Source organism: Halopenitus sp. POP-27 (genome assembly GCF_029889855.1).
GTDB classification, from domain to species: Archaea; Halobacteriota; Halobacteria; order Halobacteriales; family Haloferacaceae; genus Halopenitus; species Halopenitus malekzadehii.
This window is the reverse complement of the sequence record NZ_JARANU010000009.1, coordinates 73,843-95,681: the sequence shown is the minus strand read 5'-3', so window position 1 is coordinate 95,681 and position 21,839 is coordinate 73,843. Positions and strand designations below refer to the sequence as shown.

General features: G+C 67.6%; 23 protein-coding genes. 12 read left to right on the top strand and 11 right to left on the bottom strand.

Going from position 1 to position 21,839, the window contains the following annotated elements:
* Window positions 1–28 precede the first annotated feature (28 nt).
* Both OQF70_RS07405 and polX read right to left on the bottom strand, forming a co-directional pair.
* Complete coding sequence (locus OQF70_RS07405; RefSeq protein WP_303651039.1) at window positions 29–625, bottom strand: Mut7-C RNAse domain-containing protein; 597 nt, start codon at window positions 623–625, stop codon at window positions 29–31.
* Window positions 622–2,370 (bottom strand): DNA polymerase/3'-5' exonuclease PolX, encoded by a 1,749-nt coding sequence (polX, locus tag OQF70_RS07400; protein ID WP_280536755.1) that lies wholly within the window; start codon window positions 2,368–2,370, stop codon window positions 622–624. The genes OQF70_RS07405 and polX overlap by 4 nt, the downstream gene beginning before the upstream one ends.
* A 226-nt stretch (window positions 2,371–2,596) precedes the next feature.
* On the opposite strand from polX, the gene OQF70_RS07395 reads away from it, so the two are divergent.
* Window positions 2,597–3,700, top strand: coding sequence for an aldo/keto reductase (locus tag OQF70_RS07395; protein WP_280536784.1), 1,104 nt, complete (start codon window positions 2,597–2,599; stop codon window positions 3,698–3,700).
* Between the two features lie 30 nt (window positions 3,701–3,730).
* On the opposite strand, the gene OQF70_RS07390 is transcribed toward OQF70_RS07395, so the two are convergent.
* A complete protein-coding gene (locus OQF70_RS07390) occupies window positions 3,731–3,901 on the bottom strand; it encodes an HVO_0758 family zinc finger protein (protein WP_021074843.1) in 171 nt (56 codons plus the stop codon).
* A 186-nt stretch (window positions 3,902–4,087) separates the two neighbouring features.
* On the opposite strand from OQF70_RS07390, the gene OQF70_RS07385 reads away from it, so the two are divergent.
* On the top strand, window positions 4,088–5,185 hold the full coding sequence (locus OQF70_RS07385; protein WP_280536754.1) for a glycosyl transferase family 2: 1,098 nt from the start codon (window positions 4,088–4,090) through the stop codon (window positions 5,183–5,185).
* The gene (locus tag OQF70_RS07380; protein ID WP_280536753.1) at window positions 5,182–5,769 is read left to right on the top strand and encodes a hypothetical protein; all 588 of its coding nucleotides are present in this window, start codon (window positions 5,182–5,184) and stop codon (window positions 5,767–5,769) included. The genes OQF70_RS07385 and OQF70_RS07380 overlap by 4 nt, the downstream gene beginning before the upstream one ends.
* A 63-nt stretch (window positions 5,770–5,832) precedes the next feature.
* Here OQF70_RS07380 and OQF70_RS07375 read toward each other — a convergent pair whose 3' ends face one another.
* From OQF70_RS07375 to OQF70_RS07365, 3 genes are all read right to left on the bottom strand, one after another.
* A complete protein-coding gene (locus OQF70_RS07375) occupies window positions 5,833–6,429 on the bottom strand; it encodes a CoA pyrophosphatase (protein WP_280536752.1) in 597 nt (198 codons plus the stop codon).
* Window positions 6,430–6,521: 92 nt separating this feature from the next.
* Window positions 6,522–7,328 (bottom strand): endonuclease III, encoded by an 807-nt coding sequence (gene nth / locus OQF70_RS07370; RefSeq protein WP_280536751.1) that lies wholly within the window; start codon window positions 7,326–7,328, stop codon window positions 6,522–6,524.
* Window positions 7,329–7,431: 103 nt separating this feature from the next.
* Window positions 7,432–7,869, bottom strand: coding sequence for a DUF371 domain-containing protein (locus tag OQF70_RS07365; RefSeq protein WP_280536750.1), 438 nt, complete (start codon window positions 7,867–7,869; stop codon window positions 7,432–7,434).
* Window positions 7,870–8,341: 472 nt separating this feature from the next.
* On the opposite strand from OQF70_RS07365, the gene OQF70_RS07360 reads away from it, so the two are divergent.
* The 3 genes from OQF70_RS07360 (at window position 8,342) to OQF70_RS07350 (ending at window position 11,632) form a co-directional block, all read left to right on the top strand.
* Complete coding sequence (locus OQF70_RS07360; RefSeq protein ID WP_280536749.1) at window positions 8,342–9,265, top strand: coiled-coil protein; 924 nt, start codon at window positions 8,342–8,344, stop codon at window positions 9,263–9,265.
* Between the two features lie 126 nt (window positions 9,266–9,391).
* Complete coding sequence (gene sppA / locus OQF70_RS07355) at window positions 9,392–10,414, top strand: signal peptide peptidase SppA (RefSeq protein WP_280536748.1); 1,023 nt, start codon at window positions 9,392–9,394, stop codon at window positions 10,412–10,414.
* 78 nt (window positions 10,415–10,492) lie between these two features.
* A complete protein-coding gene (locus OQF70_RS07350; protein WP_280536747.1) occupies window positions 10,493–11,632 on the top strand; it encodes a DUF373 family protein in 1,140 nt (379 codons plus the stop codon).
* 96 nt (window positions 11,633–11,728) lie between these two features.
* Here OQF70_RS07350 and OQF70_RS07345 read toward each other — a convergent pair whose 3' ends face one another.
* Window positions 11,729–12,661 carry a PhzF family phenazine biosynthesis protein gene (locus tag OQF70_RS07345; RefSeq protein ID WP_280536746.1) on the bottom strand — a complete coding sequence of 311 codons (933 nt, stop codon included), beginning with the start codon at window positions 12,659–12,661 and terminating at the stop codon, window positions 11,729–11,731.
* A 66-nt stretch (window positions 12,662–12,727) separates the two neighbouring features.
* Between OQF70_RS07345 and OQF70_RS07340 the strand changes: the two genes are divergently transcribed.
* Together OQF70_RS07340 and OQF70_RS07335 are read left to right on the top strand one after the other, a co-directional pair.
* A complete protein-coding gene (locus OQF70_RS07340; protein ID WP_280536745.1) occupies window positions 12,728–14,077 on the top strand; it encodes an alkaline phosphatase family protein in 1,350 nt (449 codons plus the stop codon).
* Between the two features lie 123 nt (window positions 14,078–14,200).
* The gene (locus OQF70_RS07335; protein ID WP_280536744.1) at window positions 14,201–14,332 is read left to right on the top strand and encodes a hypothetical protein; all 132 of its coding nucleotides are present in this window, start codon (window positions 14,201–14,203) and stop codon (window positions 14,330–14,332) included.
* A 60-nt stretch (window positions 14,333–14,392) separates the two neighbouring features.
* On the opposite strand, the gene OQF70_RS07330 is transcribed toward OQF70_RS07335, so the two are convergent.
* Window positions 14,393–15,610, bottom strand: a complete 1,218-nt coding sequence (locus OQF70_RS07330) for a proteasome-activating nucleotidase (RefSeq protein ID WP_280536743.1) — start codon at window positions 15,608–15,610, stop codon at window positions 14,393–14,395.
* A gap of 203 nt (window positions 15,611–15,813) precedes the next feature.
* Here OQF70_RS07330 and OQF70_RS07325 point away from each other — a divergent pair, with 203 nt between their 5' ends.
* Genes OQF70_RS07325 through rad50 form a run of 4 tightly spaced genes read left to right on the top strand, consistent with a single transcriptional unit; the run spans window position 15,814 to window position 20,564 of the window.
* Window positions 15,814–16,089, top strand: a complete 276-nt coding sequence (locus tag OQF70_RS07325) for a helix-turn-helix domain-containing protein (RefSeq protein WP_280536742.1) — start codon at window positions 15,814–15,816, stop codon at window positions 16,087–16,089.
* Between the two features lie 59 nt (window positions 16,090–16,148).
* A complete protein-coding gene (locus OQF70_RS07320; RefSeq protein WP_280536741.1) occupies window positions 16,149–16,544 on the top strand; it encodes a hypothetical protein in 396 nt (131 codons plus the stop codon).
* Window positions 16,545–16,572: 28 nt separating this feature from the next.
* The gene (gene mre11, locus OQF70_RS07315) at window positions 16,573–17,874 is read left to right on the top strand and encodes a DNA double-strand break repair protein Mre11 (protein ID WP_280536740.1); all 1,302 of its coding nucleotides are present in this window, start codon (window positions 16,573–16,575) and stop codon (window positions 17,872–17,874) included.
* Window positions 17,871–20,564 carry a DNA double-strand break repair ATPase Rad50 gene (rad50, locus tag OQF70_RS07310; RefSeq protein ID WP_280536739.1) on the top strand — a complete coding sequence of 898 codons (2,694 nt, stop codon included), beginning with the start codon at window positions 17,871–17,873 and terminating at the stop codon, window positions 20,562–20,564. Before mre11 ends, rad50 begins: the two co-directional genes overlap by 4 nt.
* 20 nt (window positions 20,565–20,584) lie before the next feature.
* Here rad50 and OQF70_RS07305 read toward each other — a convergent pair whose 3' ends face one another.
* The 3 genes from OQF70_RS07305 to OQF70_RS07295 all read right to left on the bottom strand — a co-directional run bounded on the left by OQF70_RS07305 (window position 20,585) and on the right by OQF70_RS07295 (window position 21,837).
* Entirely contained in the window at window positions 20,585–21,022 is a 438-nt protein-coding gene (locus OQF70_RS07305; protein ID WP_280536737.1) for a hypothetical protein, read from the bottom strand.
* 26 nt (window positions 21,023–21,048) lie between these two features.
* A complete protein-coding gene (locus OQF70_RS07300; protein WP_280536736.1) occupies window positions 21,049–21,531 on the bottom strand; it encodes a hypothetical protein in 483 nt (160 codons plus the stop codon).
* 138 nt (window positions 21,532–21,669) lie between these two features.
* Window positions 21,670–21,837, bottom strand: coding sequence for a hypothetical protein (locus OQF70_RS07295; protein ID WP_280536735.1), 168 nt, complete (start codon window positions 21,835–21,837; stop codon window positions 21,670–21,672).
* Window positions 21,838–21,839: the final 2 nt, after the last annotated feature.

Genomic DNA, 21,839 nt, shown 5'->3' with positions numbered 1-21,839 from the left:
CACACGATCCGCGATCGGTCGATGCCCGTCACGTCGATCGTGCCGCCCCGATGCGTGCACGGACGTCACGCCAATGGCTCCCCTTCCAGAACCACTGCCCACAGTCGCGACACCGCCACACGGACCCCTCCGACGGAACGTACGCCGGTCGGTTCGGCGTGTCCGAGACGCGATCGAGTCGACCGTTGCATCGACCACAGCGTCTCGGCGTCTCCGCGATCTCGATGGCGACGCCGGCGTCCGCAAGCTCCGCGAGCTGGTCGGCTGGGTCCCGACTCTCGAGGAGCAGCGCGCCGTCGACGCGCTCCGCAAGCTCGCGATCCCGTGTGAGAAGCGTCCGATCCTCGGCTGCGGCGATCGACGCGATCCGGTCGTCGTCCTCGACGCCGCGGTCGAGCGCGTAGGCCGCGTCGTAGCCACAGAACCGGAGGTAGGTGGCGAGCGTTCCGCACATCACGTCGACGAGGAACCGTTCGGTCCTCGTTCGTCGGGTTTCGTCGTCGGCCGTCCGGCTGCCGTTCGTCGTCCCGTCATCATCCGTCGACCCATCGTCGTCGGTCGTCCCATCATCGTCGATCGTCTCGTCGCCGTCGACGGTCCCGCTACCGCCGCCCTCGCGGCTCATCCCTCGAGGAACGACCGGACGCCATCGGCTGATCGCGTGTTCAGTACGTCGGCACGCTCGGCCCAGCCGCGTCGGGCCGTGTGGATCCCGTACCGGACGTGTTCGAACTCCCCTGGCGTGTGGGCGTCCGTGTTGATCACGATCGTCGCTCCGGCGTCGATCGCGGCGTGGACCGCCTCGCCGTTGGCGTCCAACCGTGCCGGGTTCGCGTTCACCTCGATCGCCACGCCCTCGCGGGCGGCGACGGTGGCGAGCCGCTCGAAGTCGACCGTCAGTCCCTCGCGGCTGTTGATCATCCGGCCGGTTGGGTGGCCGAGGACGTCGACTGCAGGGTGTTCGATCGCTCGGACGAGCCGGTCGGTTGCGTCGTCGCTCGTCCCGAGCGCGGCGTGTGGCGAGGCCACGACGACGTCGAGATCGGCGAGCGTGTCGTCGTCGGTCGCAAGCTCGCCGTCGGCGGTGATGTTCGCCTCGACCCCGTGGAAGACGGGGATCGATGCCTCCTCCCGGACCGCGTCGACTGCTGCCGCCTGATCGGCCAGATCCGCCGGATCGAGGCCGGTGTTTCCGAACACGCCGGGGCCGGTCGCGTGGTCGGTGATCGCGTGGTAGTCGTAGCCCCTATCGGCGGCCGCAGCGACCATCCCCTCGATCGACGCGTCGCCGTCGGACCAGTCGGTGTGTGTGTGGAGGTCGCCGCGGACGTCACCCTCCTCGATCAGCGTCGGTAGATCGTCGGCTGCCGCCGCGTCGACCTCACCCGTGTTCTCCCGCAGCTCCGGCGGGATCCACGCCATCTCGAGCGCCTCGTAGACCCCTGCTTCGGTCTCGCCGGCGATCCGGTCGCCGACGCGCTGGCCCACCTCGGGGTCAGCGACGTCGCTCACGTCGAAGACGCCGTACTCGTTCACCTTCAGCCCGCGGTCGAGCGCACGGTTCCGGACCGCGATGTTGTGGTCCCGCGAGCCGGTGAAGTACTGGAGCGCCGCGCCGAACTCCGCGACGGCGACCACGCGGAGGTCGATGCGGAGGTCGTCGGCCCGGACGCTCGCCTTGTTCGTCCCGGCTTCGATGATCGTGTCCGCCTCTGACCAGCCCGTGAACGCCTCGACCGTCGCCTCGCGGTCGTCGCTCCCGACGAGGAGGTCGACGTCGCCGATCGTGTCACGCCACCGCCGGATCGATCCACAGACCTCGAGCGTTGCGACCGGGTCGGCGTCGGCCAGGTACGCCACCGCGGCGTCCGCCACCGGGCGGGCGTCCCCGAGCCGCTCCCGCTTTTGCGCCTCGCGAGCGAACGGAACGTTCTCGCGGATGTTCTCCTCGGTCGTCTCGCCGAATCCCGATACCTCGCGGATCTCGCCGGCCTCGGCGGCGGCGGCCAGCTCGTCGAGGGTGGTGATCCCGAGCTCCTCATAGAGGGTCCCCACCGTCTTCGGGCCGACCCCTTCGACCCGGGTGAGCGCGTCGATCTCCACCGGCAGTTCCGATCGAAGCTCCTCGAGTTCCCCGATCTCGCCGGTTCGAACGTACTCCACGATCTTGGCCGCGATCGCGTCCCCGACTCGGTCGATCTCCCGGACCGCCTCCTCGCCCTCCGCGACGAGGGTCTCGATCGGGGTCGGATGGTCGCGAACGTTCTCGGCGGCCCGCCGGTAGGCGGTGGGTTTGTACTCGACGTCGGTCGCCTCGAGGCGATCGGCGAACTCCTCGAGGACGCTCGCGACCTCGTCGTTGCGACTCATTCGATGTCGGGGATTTCTCGCGTATTCACTTATAAACCGTGGGCGATCGACGATGACCCGTGAGCGGTCGGAATGCCGCGGTCACGGCGGCATCGGTGACGTCGGTGGCGGCGTCGGTGGCGGCGTCGGCGTCGGTGGCGGCGTCGGCGCCGGTGGCGGCGACGACGTCTATGACGGTTTCCCCCGAGTCGCGGCCGTTATCCGGCACGCACCCCTACGGGCGGCGATGGCAACACGAGCGGGTACCTGGCGCTATCGGGAGCAGTTCGGCGACGCCTTCGGACGGACCTACTTCCGACGGTTCGGGCCCGGTGTCGCCTCCAGCGTCGGGATCGGGACCTATCTCGGCGATCCGACCGATGCGGTCGACGACCGGTATCGTGAGTCGATCCGGCTCGCGCTCGAGTCCGGCGTGAACCACGTCGACACCGCGAGCAACTATCGCTGTGGGCGCTCCGAGCGCGTGGTCGGCGAGGCGTTGTCGGAGGCCGCCGTCGACCGGGAGTCGATCGTCGTGGCCTCGAAGGCCGGATTCGTCCCGTTCGACGGCGATCGCCCCGACGATCCGGCCGCCTACGTCCACGAGGCGTTCCTGGAGACCGGTATCCTCTCGGCGGACGACCTCGTCCACGGGAGCCACGCGATCGCGCCGGGGTTCATCGAGGCGATGCTCGACCGGTCTCTCGACGCGCTCGGCGTGGAGACGATCGACGTCTACTACGTCCACAACCCGGAGACTCAACTGGCCGAACGGTCGACCGAGGCGGTCTATGACGCCCTCGAGGTCGCCTTCGAGCGCCTCGAACGGCGCCGGCTCGCGGGCGACATCGGCGGTTACGGCGTCGCGACCTGGGACGCCTTCCGCGTGCCGCCGGACCACGAGTCGGCGCTCTCGTTGCCGGCGATCCTCGAACGTGCCGAGCGGGCGGCCGCGACCGCCGGCGCCGACGACCACGGCTTTCGGGCAGTGCAGGTTCCGTTCAACGTCCGGATGGCGGACGCGTTCACGCGGGCGACGCAGCCGACGTCGGCGGCCGACGCCGACCGGTGTTCGCTGCTGGAGCGCGCCCACGAGGCCGGCGTCGACGTCGTGACGAGCGCGAGTCTCGGCCAGGGAGCGCTGGCCGAGCCCGGAGCGATCCCGGAGCCGATCGCCGACCAGCTCGCGGGCGAGACCCCTGCGCAGCGGGCGATCAACTTCGCGCGTAGCGCGCCGGGCGTAACGAGTGCGCTCGTCGGCGCGCGCGATCCGGACCACGTGAGAGAGAACGTTGCCGCGGGCACGTTCGACCCGCTCGGGGCGAACGCGTTCGATGCCGTCTTCGAGTGAGCGTCGTCTCCGATCGGGTGCTATCGGCGGTTAACGGAGTTCCTTGTACGTGGCGCCGCACTCGGGACAGGCCCTGACGGAGAACACCTCGTCGGGGTCGTTCTCCTTTTTGAGCGGCTTGTCACACTCCGCACATGTGAGCCGCTCGTAGGTGTCCTTCTTTAGGTCGCCGTCGCGCAGGCCCTTCCGAGTCGATTTCATACGCCACCGTATGTCGCCGGACGTGTTAAATACCGTGCCCGAGGTCGTTTCGATTCAGCGACACGAACGTGAACGAACGGTTCGCGTGCACGCCGACGATCGGTCCACGCTCGTGCCGGCGACCGGTCGTCATCGACGTCGCCGGAAACGGGTCGTTTTTCCCCCGTCCACCCCACCGATCCGCCGATGGAGTACGTCCAGGAGCGCGTGACCACGCTGCACGCCCTGCGCGATCGGACGCCCGAGGCGCCGACGGGTCGGGCCGCCGTCGTCGTCCCGATGACCGAACGGGAGTTCGGGGGCCTGGCGGCCGAACGCGTGCTCGACACTCTCGCGGCCGTCGATCCCGCCCGGGTCGTGGTTCCGCTTCGCGCCTCGCCCGGTTGCGTCGGTCCCGCCCGGGAGTGGCTTCGGGGGTTCGACCTGCCGATCGAGATCCTGTGGTGTGACGGCCCGCGGTTGGAACGACTGCTGTCCGACCACGGGCTCGACGGCCAACGTGGGAAGGGTCGGGACGTCTGGGTCGGGCTCGGTCCGGCGCTGTCCGAACAGTACGTCGTCGTTCACGACGCGGACACGCGGAGCTACTCGCCCGCCTACGTCGCCCGATTGCTGTTCCCGCTTGCACACGGGTACGCGTTCTCGAAGGGGTACTACGCCCGCGTCGAGGATGACCGCCTCTACGGCCGGCTCTTCCGGTTGCTGTTCCGTCCGCTCGTCCGCGCCCTCGCGGAGGGTCACGACGATCCGGTGATCGACTACCTCGAGTCGTTTCGATACGCCCTCGCGGGCGAGTTCGCGGCCACGAGCGAGCTCGTCGCGGAGCTGCGGGTCCAACGCGGCTGGGGCCTCGAGATCGGGACCCTCGGCGACGCCTTCGAACACGGCGGGTTCGAGGGGTCGGCGCAGGTCGATCTCGGCCGCTACGAACACGACCACCGGTCGGTTCGGGGCCCGACCGGCCTGGCCGATATGAGCGACGCCGTCGTCGACGCCACGCTCCGCGTCCTCCGCGACCGAGGGATCACGGTGGATCACGACGCACTCGTCGATCGGTATCGAACCGCCGCGCGGACGCTCGTCGGATCGTACGCGACCGACGCCTCGTTTAACGGGCTTACCTTCGACCGCGAGGCGGAACTCGACCAGGTCGAGACCTACGCCGAGGCGATCGGCCCACCGGCGAGCGACGACCGGCTGCCCCCGTGGCGGGAGTCGCCGATCACGGTCGCCGACCTTCGGGAGGCCGCGGCGGCCGATCTCCGGGAGGCGGTCGACGAATGACGGACGACCCGGAAGCGGACGGGATCGAGTCCAGCGTCGCCGCACACGACGATCTCGCCGGAATCGTGGACCTGTTCGGCGCGATGACCCGGTCGGAGCTGCGGCGTGGACTGTCCGAGCTCGCGTTCAAACGGGGTGCCGACGTCGACGACGCGGCGCTCCAGACGACGATCGACGCGGCCGTTCGCGACTATTACCTGGTGCCGATCGACGGTGCCGACGCCGACCTGGGCCCGGCAGACGAGCCGCTCCTCGTGGTCGGACCGGCGGCGTTTCCCTCGGTGCCGCCGAACGCGGAGGATCTCCCACACATTCTCGACGTTCCCGATCGCCACCTCGACCGAGACACGCTGGGCCGAACCGTGCGGGACCGCCTGGCGGCGGACGTCGCGGATGCCGCCGCGTCGGCGGACCGGTCGCGACTGGAGACACTGCTCGAGGTGACCTACGACCTCGAGGCGTGGGGATCGGTGGACGCCACCGACCTCCGTGAGCGGATCCTCGAGGCCGTCGAGACGATCGAGGCCCGGGACGACGGCGATTCAGCGGGGACAACTGGCGGCGACAGCGATGTCGAGGAGTGAGTCGAGGAGTGAGTCGAGGAGTGAGCCGAGGACTGACCCGGTGACGCACGTCATTCCGGAGGGTCAGCCGGAGACGTCCGCGTCCGGGCCCACGACGCGGTCCGGCTCCTCCGGGATCCGCCAGTCGGTCGTGAGTTCGAGCAGTTGCGCGACGATCCGACCGGTCGCCCCCCAAACCGTGTAGCCGTCGACGTGGAAGTAGTGGATCCGGAGGCTTCCGTAGTCGGTCTCGCGGCGTTCCGACTCGTAGTTGGCCGGATCGATCAGATCCTCGACCGCGAGGATCGCGATCTCTGCCACCTCGCGTTCGTCGGGAACGTACTCCCGATCGACCACGGTCGCGACGAAGGGGCGGACCGCGTAGTCGGTGATCGTCGTGATGTCGTCGAGGCGGCCGACGACGTCGACCTCCTCGGCGGCGACGCCGATCTCCTCGTCGGCCTCCCGGAGCGCCGTCTCCCGAAGCGTCGCATCCACGGGCTCGCGACCGCCGCCCGGGAAGCTCATCTGGCCGGGATGTTCCCCGAGGTGGTCGGCCCGCTTGGTGAACAGGAGGTGGGGGCCCTCGTCCCGGTGGATCACCGGGGCGAGGACGGCCGCCTCACGCGGCGCGCCCGTGACGCCCCGCGGCGTGTGTCGGTCGATCCCCGACAGGTCCATATCGACCGGAGGGGTGCGATGCGCCTTAGTCTTACCTCTCGGCGATCGATCTCTCCACGGCAACCGACCTCCTCGCGGCGGTCGATCGACGGTCATTCGTCGACGACCGAGGCCGGGTCGCGAACGTTGCCGTCGATCTCGTCGATCCCGACGCGGTCACAGCGGTCATACAGGGGACACGCCTCCGGGCCATCCAGACACGCCGGTTTGCGTGCGGTACAGTAGTCCCGTCCGAACTGGATCATCGCAGTGTGGCCGAACCCACACTTTTCGGCCGGCACTGCGGCCTCGATCGCCTCTCGGACCGCCTCGTGGTCAGCGTCGGGCGGCGCGATCCCCGTTCGGCGCGCGATCCGGTGGACGTGGGTGTCCACCGGAAAGACACCGCCGCGACCGCCGGCGAACAGCAGGACGCAGTCGGCAGTCTTCGGGCCGACCCCGGACACCCCCAACAGCGTCTCCCGGACCTCGTCGGGGTCTCCCTCCGCGACGAACGCGTCGAAGGCGGCGGTTGATCCGAACTCCTCGAGTGCCCAGCGCGCCGCGTTCCGGATGACCTCCGACTTCCGATTGTACAGGCCCGCAGCCGCGATCGTTTCGGCAAGCTCGTCGTGGTCGGCCTCGGCCAGCGTCTCGGCGAGTTCAGCGGGCGGACCGTACCTGTTCAGCAGGTCGTTGTGGGCCGGCTGGCTCGCGACGTCGGCGGTGTTCTGTGAGAGGATCGTCCGGACGAGACACTCGAAGCCGTCCCGACCGCCGTACTCCTTCTGCCAGTACAACTCACCCAGCTCGTCCACGATCGCCTCCGTGCGGGACGTTCCATCGCCCGGTTCGAACTGCGCCGGCGTCCCGCCGCCGGAGGTGCCGCCGCTGATGTTTCGATCGGGTTCCTCGGCCATCACGATCGAGTTCGTCGCCCTCCCGTTAAGATGTTCCTCCCGGTGCTGTTCGCCGCCCTATTGCCGTTCGCCGTCTCGGTGCTGTGCACCAGACGCCAGCCAGTCAGGCGTCGACGGCGAGCCGCAGCGTACACGGCGCTCCATCGGCGAGTGCGTCGACGAGATCGCGATCGAGATCCGCGGCGGCGCCATCGGCGTCGACCATCACCGTCCGATCGTCCACGTACGTGCTCGTCCGCGCGACGGCGGATCGGTCGTCGATCAGGGTGAGGTCCGGATGGCCCGACCCGACGATGGTCTCCTCGTGGGCCCGGCTGGGGCCCTCAACGGTCAGCGTCGCCGTGATCGTGGCGTCGTGGCTCCGGCAGGCCTCCTTGAAGTCCCGATCGAACGTCCGGGGGGTCGCGTCAGCCTCAACGGCGAGGATGCAGTCTCCGGCCGGAGTGAGCCAGTCGTCGGTGGTCACCTCGAAGGTACTCGCGTGTTCGGCGCGGACGTTCTCGTGTCCCCGTGCCGTGATCGTCTCGACGAGTTCGGTCATCGCGCCGGCCCCTCCACGCGTTCGATCATACCGCCGCATCGGCGGTCCCCGCCGAAAGTCGTTCGGATCCCGGCCGATCGACTCACGTCCGCCGATCGACGCCGTGTACGTGGGCGATCTGTACGTTGGGCGATCCCGTGTCCGAGCGGGTGCGTGTGGTGCGGGCGAGAGACGGCGTCCGTGTGGCGCCGTCGCTCCGGCTCCCATCCTCTCCCGTGTGAATTGTTGTCATTTATATACCCCTGTAGACCGACCGAGATCGAGTGAAACCGCCGAATTCTGGGGGTATGGTACCTCCTTTCACACTTCTAGCCACCGAAGTATTTATATATCATACGGGGCTATGGGTAAGTACCAGAACGCATCCGGCGCTGGTGGAACCGCACGACGAATGATCGGGAATTCTTATCCACGGTCGGACGCATCGGGGCGAGCGTCTGCCATATCCGGAGCGGTGATGGAGTGATAAAAAATGGTAACGAAACAGGAAGTCATCGAACAGTACGAAATCGAAGCGCTTGAAGAATCAGACAACGTCGACCTTTCGGAGGACGAACTCGAGAACGGCTCGAAGGGTCAGCTCATCAAACGCGCAGGACAGCTGCGCGACCGGCGAAACGAGCTGAACCAGATGGCCTCCGAGCGCGCCTCGAAGCGCGACGACCTCAACGCGAAGACGCGTGAGAAGGTCGACGAGGCCCAGACACACCGCGAAAAGCGCGACGAGCTCAACGAGCAGGTCCAAGAGCACAAGGAGAGCCGCAACGAGCTCAACGCCGAGGCCAACGAGCTGTTCGACGAGGTCGAGGAGCTCAAGGAGGACCTCGAACTCGACGAGGGCAAGTCGATCGAGGAGCTCGAAGAGGAGATCGAGGACCTCGAGTTCCGCCAGCAGACGGAAGTGCTCTCGGCGGAGGACGAGCGCGAACTCATCGAGAAGATCGAGGACAAGCGCGAACAGCTCGCCGAGAAGAAGGACAAGGTCCAGGACACCGGCGAGCTCGAGGACCTCATCGAGGAGGCCGAGGAGGTCCGCTCGGAGGCGTCCAAACACCACCAGAAGGTCACGGAACTCGCGGACAAGGCCCAGGAACATCACAACCAGATGATCGAGGCCTACCGTGAGGCCGACGACATCCGTGACGAGGCCGACGAGGTGCACGAACTCTTCGTGGAGGCCCAGGAAGCCGCCGACCAGCACCACGAGGACTTCGTCCGCGTCCAGAAGCGCCTGCGCGAACTCGACAAGCAGGAGGAGGAGGAGCGCAAGGACGAGCGCGCCGAAAAGCGCGAAGAGGAGAAGGAGGAAGCCGAGGAGATCTATCAGAAGTTCAAGGAGGGCGAGACCCTCGACACCGAGGACCTGATGAAGCTCCAGAAGACGGGGCTGCTGTAAGCCGGCGCCGGATCCCGGTCACCTGCGCGTTTTCTCGTTCTCGATCGGTTCTTTCGTTTTGACACCCTCACTCACACAGCGATGCCGTCGGGGGGCTTTACTTCGCTGCGGATCGACCTCATAGACATGAATATCCGCAACGAGACGCTTCGCGGCGGCCTCGGCCTCCTCGCCGCGGTGCTTGCGGCCGCGGTCGGCGTCACAGTCGGGTGGATCGTCTTTCTCGAGATACCGACGACCGGACCGGAGCTCGTCGGAGTGCTCTTGACGATCGGTCTCGCCGGCGTGGCCGGCCGGTTCGGCGCCGCGGCCGTCGCGAACGCCCTCGCGGACTACGACGTCGCCGAGGTCGCCGTCGAGGGACCGATCACCCGTGACGGCGGGCGACCCTCGCCGATCGCCGCCTCGACCGGGGCGACCGCCGACGAGATCGTCGAGACGATCGATCGCGCCGACGACGACCCGTCCGTCGACGCGCTGTTGCTCACGCTCAACACGCCGGGCGGCGAGGTGCTGCCGAGCGACGACATCCGCCGTGCCGTCGATCGGTTCGACGGGGTCACCATCGCTCACGCGAGCGACGTCTGTGCCTCCGGCGGCTACTGGATCGCTGCCGGCTGTGAGGAGGTGTGGGCCCACGAGGCGAGTCTCGTGGGATCAATCGGCGTTCGCGGGTCACGCCCCAATGCCTCCGAGTTGGCCGACAAACTCGGGATCCGCTATGAGGAGTTCGCGGCCGGGCGGTTCAAGGAAGCTGGCAATCCGCTTTCGGAGATCGACGATGCCGACCGTGAGTACCTCCAGGGGATCGTCGACGACCTCTACGCCCAGTTCGTCGCGACGGTGAGCGAGGGGCGTGACCTCGATCCCGAGGACGTCCGGGAGACCGAGGCCCGCGTCTTCCTCGGACCTGACGCCGTCGATCGGGGACTCGTCGACGACCTCGGGACGAGCGAGGACGTCGAATCGCGACTCACCGAGCGACTCGGCCGCGAGCAGCCGGTCGAGATACGGGAGTTCGAGCCACAGCGGGACCTCACGGATCGACTCGGCGTCGGCGTCCGCGCCGTCGCCTACGCCTTCGGCTCCGGGATCGCCGGCGTGCTGGCCGCCGACGACACCGCCGAGGTGGATCTCCGGACGCGGTGAGTGTGGTGATCGTTCCGCCGAGGGTGATCGTTCCGTCGAGGATGAGGGTTTTTACCGTACCCGTGCCTGGGTACGACCGTGACGTCGTTGGTGTGTTGTGTCGACCGCTCGGGAGAGGTGGCCCGGAAGACGAGCGTGCCGATGCCGGTCTCGGGGTGGGAAGCCGTCAGATCGCTCGTGACGGAGATCGGCCTCGCGGACCCCGAGGACGCAAGCGTCAACTGCATCCTCGAGGCGCTCCGCGTGGCCCGAGACCTCCGGGACGGCCGCGAGGAGGCGGTCGTCGCCGTGGTCTCAGGCGGATCCGACTCACGGGTCGGCGCCGACCGGTCGATCGCCGCCCAACTCGACGAGCTGGTGGACCGCCACGACCCGACGTCGGCCATCGTCGTCGTCGACTCCGCGGAGGACGAGCGCGTCCTCCCGATCGTCGAATCGCGACTTCCGGTCGATTCCGTCGACCGCGTCGTCGTTCGACAGGCACACGACCTGGAGTCGTCGTACTACCTCCTCAAACAGTTCCTCGCGGACGAGGAGCTCCGATCGACGGTTCTGGTTCCGGTCGGGATCGGGCTGCTCGTCGTCCCGTCATTGTTGTTCTGGTTCTCCCCGGAGGTCGCGATCGCCGGACTCTCCGGGCTGCTCGGGACCGTGTTGCTGTATAAGGGGCTCGCGATCGACGAATACCTCGCCGACGTTCCGGATCGCGTTCGGGCGGCACTGTACGCCGGCAAGGTGTCGATCGTCACCTACGTCGTCGCGGCGGGGCTCTCGCTCGTCGGGATCTTTCTCGGCGCGCTCTCGATCTCGGAGCTGCCGGGCTCGCAACCGCTCGTCGTCGAGGCCATACAGCTCGTCTACGCCGCGGTCCCGTGGCTCGCCGGCGCGGCGCTGACCGCTGCGACCGGGCGACTTCTCGACGAACTCATCCGGGATGAGGGGATCCGGAGCCACTTTTTGAACCTCCCATTCGTCGCCGTCGCGGTGGGGCTCGTGGTCCGCGGGTTCGCCGGGTACTTCCTCGAACAGGAACGGCTGCTGCCTCCGCTTTCAGCCGGTGGGATCGTCATCTCCCCGACTCAGCGGTTGGCGCTGTTCATCGTCGGCGGGATCGTGGTCTCCCTGCTCGGGGTCGCCCTCGCGTCGGATATGGGCGGTGACCGGCTTGAGGACGTTATCGACGCCGAGGAGGACGATCGCGGTCGTCAGTCTCGATGACCCACGCGGAGTGTGTGGACGCGCTGAATGCGTGGGGTGGACCGCGTGGAACTCGTGCTGTGTGTCCAACGTCTGGATCGACTCCGCCTGACGGCCTCACGCTTCAAGGATGTCGTCGTCGTCCGGCTCCGGAACGACGATCTCGCCATCGAGGGCCTGCACGGCCCGCCCCGCGACCGAGACGCTCGCGGTAGCGGCGTCCGTTTCGGCGTCACGGACGCGCACGTGAACGCGTCCGGGACGGTCGAGAGCGTGTCCCTGTTCGACCACGATCTCCGCCGGCGGGTCGCCGTCGAAGGCCGCCTGCCGGTGGAGGTAGGCTCCGCACGCACCGCTTGCGGTGCCGGTTACTGGATCCTCAGGAACGCCGACGCCGGGCACCCACGCTCGTGCGTGAATCGTCGCGTCGGCCGCGACCGTATCGAAGGTGAACGCGAAGACGCCGGCGACGTCGAGCTCGTCGGTCAGCGCCTCGACCGAGGCCATCGACGGAGTGGCCTCGAGGAGTCGCTCGAGAAAGTTGACGGGAACCATTAGGAACGGCACTCCCGTCGAGGCGCGCGCGCTTGGGAGGTCGGCGCCAACGTCGGCGAGCGCGGCCGGGTCGACCCCGATCGCCTCCCCGATCCGATCGTAGGTCACCTCGACTGGCTCGACGGTCGGCGTCGACTGGGTCATCCGGACCACTCCGTCGTCGGTCACCTCGATCGGCAACACGCCGACGTTCGTCTCGAGGTGATGGGACCCCGCCTCGATGGTTCCGGCTTCGAACAGGTGTGCGTGGCTGGCGACCGTCGCGTGCCCACAGAGGTCGACCTCCTGTGTCGGGGTGAAATATCTGATTCGGCGGTCGGCTTCGGGGTCGGTCGGCTCGGAGAGGAACGCCGTCTCGCTGACGCCGAGTTCGGCGGCGATCGCCTGCGCCTGGTTGTCCGACAGATCGGTCGCGTCCGGGACCACGCCGGCGGCGTTCCCCGTGAACGGCTCCGCGGTAAACGCGTCGACGAGGAGGGCCCGTCGTGTTTCCATACCTCACGGTCTCGCGGGGCGGTGAAAACCTCCACGCTTTTTACCGCGCTGGGTGGTATGTGTCGTATGGGGTTGATCGACCGGTTACGAGGGACGGACGATCCCCGTGTGGTGTTCCTCGGGATCGACGGCGTGCCGTATCGGCTCATCGCCTCCGAGCCCGAGACGTTCCCGAACCTGACGGCGATGATCGAGTCGGGGTCTTCCGGGTCGATCGAGAGCATCTACCCGCCGGAGACGACCGCCTGCTGGCCGGCCATCACCACGGGGTCGAACCCCGGTGAAACCGGCGTCTACGGCTATCAAGACCGGGAGGTTGGGTCCTACGACACCTACGTCCCGATGGGTCGTGACGTCCAGCGTGAGCGGATCTGGGATCGCGTCACGGAAGCGGGTCGCGACGCGAGCGTGTTCAACGTTCCCGTGACCTTCCCGCCACAGCGGACCGTCCAGCGGATGGTGTCCGGCTTCCTTGCGCCCGACGTCGACGCGGCCGCGACGCCCGAGGAGCTGCGGTCGTATCTGGACTCGATCGACTACCTGATCGACGTCAACGCCAAGCTCGGCCACCACGCGGACAAGACCGACTTCCTTGACCACGCCCGACGGACGCTCGACCGCCGGCAGCAGGCGTTCCGTGAGTACGTCGATCGCGACGACTGGGACCTGTTCGTCGGCGTCTACCTCACTCCCGACCGCATCAACCACTTCCTGTTTGACCAGTACGTCTCCGACGGACCCGACCGCGAGGCGTTCCTCGCGTTCTATGAACGGCTCGACGAGCACATCGGCGCCATTCGCGACGCCCTCGGTCGCGATACGACCCTCGTCGTCGCCTCGGATCACGGATTCGCGCCGATCGACCGCGTCGTCAACTGCAACGAGTGGCTCGAACGGACCGACTGGCTGTCCTTCACGGACCGCGATCACGCGAACCTGGGCGATATCGCCGACGAGACGCGGGCCTACTCGCTCGGCCCCGGACGATTCTACCTGAATCTCGAGGGGCGTGAACCCCGCGGGTCGGTTCCGCGTGAGGAGTACGAAGAGACCCGAGCGGCACTGAAACGGGACCTCGAGGCCCTCGAATCCCCGGCCGGCGAACCCGTCGTTCGTCGCGTCGTCGAGACCGAGACCGCCTTCCGTGGCGATCACGACGAGATCGCTCCCGACCTCGTGGCGATCCCCCACGACGGGTTCGACCTCAAGGCCGACTTCACCGGCCACGAGGCGGTCTTCGAGGACCCGGGCCCGCGAACCGGGATGCACAGCTTCGACGACGCCGCGCTGCTGATCGATGAGCCCGGCGTCACGATCGACGACGCCGACATCCTCGACATCGCACCCACGATCCTCCAGCTGTTGGACATACAGTTCGAGCGGACCGCCTTCGACGGCGCGAGCCTGGTGCAGTGACGATCGGCACGAGGGGGTGGTCGGTACGGGGCTTCGACTGGCACACCGATCGGGTCGTCGCGGCGACTCGCCGCTGCCGCGATCAGCCGACCGCTTTAAGAGACGGGAGTTCGATACGCCGGTATGGACATCGATACGCTGTCACACCCCGGGTTCCGCGCACTCCTCGGCGTCGGATTGGGATACGGCGCGCTGCTTGCACTCATCCTTATCGCGCTGTTCCTCGTGCCGTACGCGGTCTTCGTCGGGCTCTGAGCGGGACGCGACGTCGCGAGAGAGAAGTCGGAACGTGAGAGGAACGGTCGGAAACGCCGGTTAGGCGAACGCGACCGAGTCGCCGACGTCGGCCTCGTCGGTCTGCTCGAGCTTCTCGTGGGCGTCCTCGAAGTCGGCCATCGTCACCTCGGTCCGGTCGTCGCGGATCGCGAACATCCCGGCCTCGGTACAGATCGCCTTGATGTCGGCGCCGGACGCGTCGGAGATGGTCTCCGCGAGCTCGTCGAAGTCGACGTCGGCGGCGACGTTCATCTTGCGGGTGTGGATACGGAAGATGATCTCTCGACCCTCGGCGTCGGGCTTGGGAACCTCGATGAGCCGGTCGAAGCGGCCCGGCCGGAGGATCGCCTCGTCGAGCATATCGAACCGGTTGGTCGCGGCGATGATGCGGACCTCCCCGCGATCCTCGAAGCCGTCCATCTCGGAGAGCAACTGCATCATCGTCCGCTGGACCTCGGCGTCGCCGGAGGTCTTCGAGTCGGTGCGCTTGGAGGCGATGGCGTCGATCTCGTCGATGAAGATCACCGCGGGCTCGTTCTCGCGGGCGACCTCGAAGAGATCGCGGACGAGCTTGGCACCCTCGCCGATGAACTTGTGGACCAGCTCGGATCCGGCCATCTTGATGAAGGAGGCGTCGGTCTGGTTGGCGACGGCCTTCGCGAGCATCGTCTTGCCGGTGCCCGGCGGCCCGTGCAACAGAACGCCGCTCGGCGGCTGGATCCCGACGTCATCGAACGCTTCGGGTCGTTCGAGGGGCATCTCGACGGTTTCACGAACCTCGGTGAGCTGGTCGTCCAGGCCGCCGATGTCCTCGTAGGTGACGTCCGGCGAGTGGTCGACCTGCATCACGCGGGCGCGGACGTCGGTCTCCTTCTCGAGCCGTTTGACCACGGACAGGGAGTTGTTGACCGCGACGCGGTCGTCGGGAGTCAGGTCCTCGCGCATCTCCTCGGTGACCTCGGTGAGCGCCTCCTGATTGTTGCCGTGCTGTTTGATCACGACGCCGTCGTCGGTCAGCTCCTGGACGGTGGCGACGAACAGCGGCGACTGCTTCAGCTTCTTGTTCTCGTGGGTGAGCCGTTCGAGCTTCTGTTGATACTTGTTGTTCTCGGCGTTCGCGTCGAGGAGACGGTCGCGCATCTCCTCGTTTTGCGACTCGAGGATCTCGAGTCTGTCCTCGAGCACCTCGATCTTCTCCTGTTGCGACGTCGAATCCTCGTCATAAGGCATCTCGACGTCGTCCACAGTATCGGTCATCGAACCCTGTTACGCCGGTCGTCACTAAGAGGCTTCGGGTGCACCACCCGCCGTGTGAACCGTCGTGACTCGTCGACGCCGCCCGGCTCCGGCCACGTCGGTGGATCCTTCGAGGCCCCGCCCGATATTGCCGGAGAATTCCCTATGGTAATATACGGCGATAGTAAATATTATTTACTAGCATTACTCACGTTGAAACACACATGAGTGCACCAGAGGCCGTTCACGCCGACAACGCCGAGACCGACGATCTCGCCGACCGATGGGAGCCCGTTCGCGATCTTCCCCCGAGCGCCAAACTCGTCGCGAAGGTCCTCGATTACAACGAGACCCTCACACAGAGCGAGCTCGCCGAGGAAACGCTGCTCCCCCCGCGAACCGTTCGCTATGCCCTCTCACGGCTCGAGGACGCGGACGTCGTCAACTCTCGATTCTCCTTTGCCGACGCGCGAAAGCGGCTCTACTCGCTGTCGATCTGAGGCATCTCGGTCGCGTGGCCACCCGTCCGTTTATATTTGAAGCCGCCACAGCGGCCGCTATGGACTCACCGGGAACCCGCCGCATCAAGCGAACCCTCGAAGAGCTTGCCGCCCGGACCGACACCGATCGCCCGCCATACGTCACGATCATCGACGAGGCGGCCGCGGCGTGTGCGGACCTCGAGCGTGCTGCCGGCTTCGTCGATGCCGACGGACTGGAGCGGCTCGACACGGCGATCGAATCCGCGATCGACGATGACGCACCCGAACCGGCAGCGCGTGGTCGACGCACACGATCGGCGTATCGGCGCTTCCGTCGCGCTGCCGCCGGTGAATCCCTGGACGACGCCGGCCTCGGCGACGACGGTTCCGATGGGAGCGCGGACCGGGAGACGGATCAGTTTCACTCCGCCGGCGGAACGGCTAAAAGGCGGACGGCTCAAGGGTCGCAGTAATGACGCGGCGCTTGCGGGTGAGACGGCGATGACGCGGGTGATCCACACCGGCGACACCCACATCGGCTACCGGCAGTACCACTCCTCGGCCCGCCGGCAGGACTTCCTCGAGGCCTTCGAGGCCGTCGTCTCGGATGCGATCGAGTCGGACGTCGCGGCCGTGGTGCATGCTGGCGACCTCTTTCACGACCGTCGACCGGACCTCCCGGACCTGCTCGGGACGCTGTCCGCCCTTCGGCGCCTCGAGGACGCGGGGATCCCCTTCCTCGCGATCGTCGGGAACCACGAATCGACCCGCCACGGGCAGTGGCTCGACCTCTTCGAACGGCTCGGCCTCGCCACCCGGCTCGACGACTCGCCGACCGTCGTCGGCGACGTCGCCTTCTACGGGCTCGATCACGTTCCGCCCTCACAGCGTGACGACCTCGAGTACGCCTTCGACTCGCACGGGGCGGAACACGCAGCGCTGGTCGCACACGGCCTCTTCGAACCGTTCGCGTACGCCGATTGGGACACCGAAACCGTTCTCGCCGAGAGCGACGTCGACTTCGACGCGATGCTGCTCGGGGACAACCACGAGCCGGGGCAGACGACGGTTCGGGACACATGGGTCACCTATCCGGGATCGACCGAGCGCGCAAGCGCGAGCGAACGCGAGGGACGGGGCTACAACCTGATAACCTTCGCCGACGAGGTCGACGTTCGGCGCCGCGCCATCGAGACCCGCCCGTTCGTGTACGTCGACGTCGAGCTTCGCGACGGCGAGGGGGCACGGCGGGTCCGGGAACAGCTCGGGCAACACGATCTGACCGACGCAGTCGTGATCGTCGAGATAACCGGATCGGGTGAGCCGGTGACGCCCGCGGCGATCGAGGAAGCGGCGACCGAGAACGGCGCCCTCATCGCTCGCGTCACCGATCGGCGGGAGATCGAGACGGAGGCCGATCTGGACGTCAGCTTCGCGGACCCCGACGAAGCGGTCCGCGAGCGGCTCGCCGATCTCGATCCGTCGCCGGCCGCGATGGACATCGACGACACGGTACGATCCGAGACGGTCGCCGACAGCGCAGTTCGGTCGGCCGTGACGGAGCGGATAGAGGACCGGCTCGATGCCGGCGATCTGGGATCGGCGACGTCGCTGAGCATCGATCCCGCGGACGTCGACGCTGAAGGCCTCGAGGACGTCGATGACCCCGAGGATGTCGACGCCAAGGACGCCGACGCCGAAGACCCCGGAGACGGCGATGCTGTGGACGCTGGGGATGGCGATGCCTCCGGAGAGGGCGACGCCGCCGGGGACGGACAGGCATCGATGGGGGAGTTCCGATGAGGTTCGACCGGATCCGCCTCAAAAACTTCAAGCCGTACGGCGACGCGGACCTGTCCCTTACGGAGGGCGTCACCGTCATCCACGGCGTCAACGGCAGCGGGAAGTCCTCGCTGCTCGAGGCGTGTTTCTTCGCGCTCTACGGCTCGAGGGCGCTCGAGGGGACCCTCGAGGACGTCGTCACGAACGGGACGGAGGAGGCGTCGATCTCGCTCGAGTTCACACACGAGGAAACGACCTATCGGATCGACCGCGAGCTTCGCGTGTACGACGACCGCGTCGACCACCGCTGTACCCTCGAGGCCGAGGCGGAGGACGGGCCGGCCCGCGAGGGTGCACGTGCGGTCCGGGAGTTCGTCACCGAGCTGCTCCGGATGGACGCGGACGCCTTCGTCAACTGCGCGTACGTCCGGCAGGGCGAGGTCAACAAGTTGATCAACGCGACGCCGAGCCAGCGCCAGGACACGATCGACGACCTGCTCCAGCTCGGCGTTCTCGAGGAATACCGCGAGCGGGCCGGGGAGGCACGCCTCGGCGTCGAGGACGTTCGGACCGCAAAGCGCGCCGTCCTCGAGGAGACCGAATCGCGGATCGAGCGGCTCGAGGACCGGGACCTCCACGCGACGCTGTCGGAACTCGAGACCGAACTCGAGGACGTCGCCGAGAAGATCGACCACTACGAGAGCCAGCGCGAGGACGCCGAGCGGACGCGCGAGGAGGCGACGACCGTCCTGGAGGAGTACGAGGAGAAACGCGAGACGCTCGCGGCGATCGAGGACGACATCGACTCGCTCGCGGAGACGATCCGCGAGGCCGAAGCCGAGCGCGAGGACCACCGCGACTCCATCGCGACGGCTCGCGAACGGATCGCCGAGCACCGGTCGTCGATCGACGACCTGCTCGTCGAGACCGAGATCGAGGCGGCCGACGCGGACGCGATCGACCGGCGACGTGCCGAACTGGACGAGCGCGAGGCAGCCCTCCGGGAGGATCGAACGGACGCGAAGACGGACGCGACCGGCTATCGGAACCAGGCGCGGAACCTGGTCGAGAAGGCCGACGATCTCGAGGACCGGGCCGGCGAGGCCCTAGAGAAAGCCGAGAGTCTCGAGGACCGTGCCGCGGAGGCTGAGTCCGCGACCGAGAACCACGAGACGCGGATCGCGGAGATCGACGCCAAGATCGACGAGTTGACGGCGCGGTTCGACGACGCCGACGGCATCGATCGCGGCGAGGCGGCCGACCGGCTGGCGACGCGAACCGACGACCGTGCGGACTGCCGCGAGCGGATCGCCGAGTTGGAAACCCAACTGCAGAACGTACGCAACCGGGTGTCGGAGGCGGAGGACCTGCTCGCGGCGGGCAAGTGCCCGGAGTGTGGACAACCGGTCGCGGATTCTCCCCACACGGACCGGCTCGAGGAGGACCGCGAACGGGTCGCGGAACTCGACGCCAACCTCGAGACGGCACGGACCCGGCTCTCGGCGATCGATGACGAGATCGAGACGCTCGAGGCCCTTGCCGATGCGGACGACCGGATCGACGAGCTGGAGGCCGAGCGTGACCGGCTCGCCGATCGGCTCGAAACGCGCCGCGAGGAGGCTGCGGACCGCCGTGAGGAGGCGACCGCGAAACGCGAGGATGCAGACGAGCTCCGCGAGGAGGCGGCGTCGACCCGGGAGGTCGCTACCGAGAAACGCGCGGCCGCCGAGGAGGCGGATGACCGGGTCGACACGCTCGAGGAGCGTCTCGAGGCGATCGCCGAACTGCGGGACCGCCTCGAGACGATCGAGTCGCAGCTGGCGTCGATCGACGACCTTGAGGACCGGATCGAGCGGCTCGAGGAGAAACGCGAGTCGCTGGCCGAACTCGCGGACGAACGACGCGATCGGCTCGCCGAGAAGCGCGAGCGACGTGACGACCTCCGGGAGGCGGTCGACGAGGACGCGATCGAGGACGCCAGATCCCGCAAACGGAAGGCCGAGAACTACCTCGAGAACGTCGCGGAGACGCTGGAGGAACTCGCGGACCGTCGCGACGAGATCCAGACGCGGATCGGCAGCGTCACCGGCGACATCGAGACGCTCGAGTCCCTCCGTTCGGAGCGGGACGAGCTGGCGGAGACGGTCGCGAACCTCGATGCGATCCACGAGGAGACTCGGGAACTCGAGTCGATGTACGGTGACCTCCGTGCGGAACTCCGGCAACGAAACGTCCGAACCCTCGAGCGAATGCTCAACGAGACCTTCGAGCTGGTCTACGGGAACGACGCGTACTCACATATCGACCTCAACGGCGACTACGAGCTCACCGTCTACCAGAAGGACGGCGAGCCGCTCGAGCCCGAGCAGCTCTCGGGCGGGGAACGGGCGCTGTTCAACCTCTCGTTGCGCTGTGCGATCTACCGGCTGCTGGCCGAAGGGATCGAGGGCGCGACGCCGACGCCGCCGCTCATCCTTGACGAGCCGACGGTCTTTCTGGACTCGGGCCACGTCGCCCGGCTGGTCGATCTCGTCGAGGAGATGCGTGGGTTCGGCGTCCGGCAGATCGTCATCGTGAGCCACGACGAGGAGCTGATCGGCGCCGCCGACGAACTCGTCACGGTCGAGAAGGATCCCCGGTCAAATCGGTCGACAGTCTCACGGACCGACGGCGCCACGGCGGCGACGCTCGCCGCTGAGTCGGGCGAGTAGCTGGCCGTCATCGCTCCCGCTCACTCGCTCTCGATCGACCGGAGGTCCGCAACCGCCGTCTCGGCGACGTCGGTCGCGCCGTAGCCACGGTGCCCGGCGACCTCGGCCTCAGCGATCAGTCCGGCGGCGCGGAGCTCCGCGAGCAGTCCGTGGAGGTCGGATTCACAGTAGTCGGTCCCGTCGAGCAGCTCACGGACGGACAGCGGGCCACGGTCGACGAGGACGACGAGCAGGCCGAGGGATCGGTCGTTGTGGACCGCAGTGAGAACGCGGCGAACCGACGCCGACGCGACCGCGGCCGCGGCGGTTTCGAGACCGGATTCGTCGGCGATCGGTTCCAGGTCGGCGGTCGGAACGTACCGTTCCTCACCCGTTTCGGGGTCACGAACGCGGCTCGAGTCCGTCGACCGTTTCACGAGCAGGTAGCGGTTTCCGGACGCATCACGGACGGGTTGCACGGGTTACGACTGGGACGCAGTGAGGATTAGCGTTGCGACCCGTCCGATTCCGGGCTGGTTGCCTCCGGGCTGGTTGCCTCCGGGCTGGTTGCCTCCGGGCTGGTCGACTCCGGACCGGTCTCGTTTCCATCGACGCCATTCTCATCCCTCGCATCACGCTCCCGGCGATACTGCTGCCACGATCGGTAGTGTTGGACCGTCCGGATGCCCGCGAGCGCCCCCACGCCGGCGACGCCGAGGCCGATCGACCACTGTCCCCGGAAGTAGACGAGCATCACACCGAGGCTGACACAGAACAGCGCGACGTTGCTCAACAGGACGCAGACGATGAACGTTCGGTGGGTCCGCGGATCGAGGTCGGAACCGGCACCGAGGTCGTCGACGTCCGGCTCCGGAAACCGGTTCTCGTAGTTCTCGACCGAGGGCGGGTCAGGCGCGAGATCCTCCTCCGCGGGGCTCGCCTCGTCGAACGCGAACTCGACGTCGTCGTCACCCTCGCTCGAAAGCACGTCTTTCGGTCCGTTCGAGGCACGCAAAGGCGTTCCGGTCGGATCGATGGACGGATCGCTGGAGGACCAGCAGCGGAACCGGAGTGAGTGAGCGTCGAAACGACGCGAGCCGATCCGGTTAGGTGCGAGCCAGCTGGTTCAGGCGACGTCTCGAAGCCGAACCGTGCTGCTCGCTTCGACCCACGCAAGCGGGTTGTCCGGATCGAAGAGCACGACGTTGCCCCCGTCCTCATAGGCCTCGACGTCGGCCACGGCTGCTTGACCGCCCGAGCGCTGCCTCTCGTCCGTGTTGGGGGTGGACGTCATAG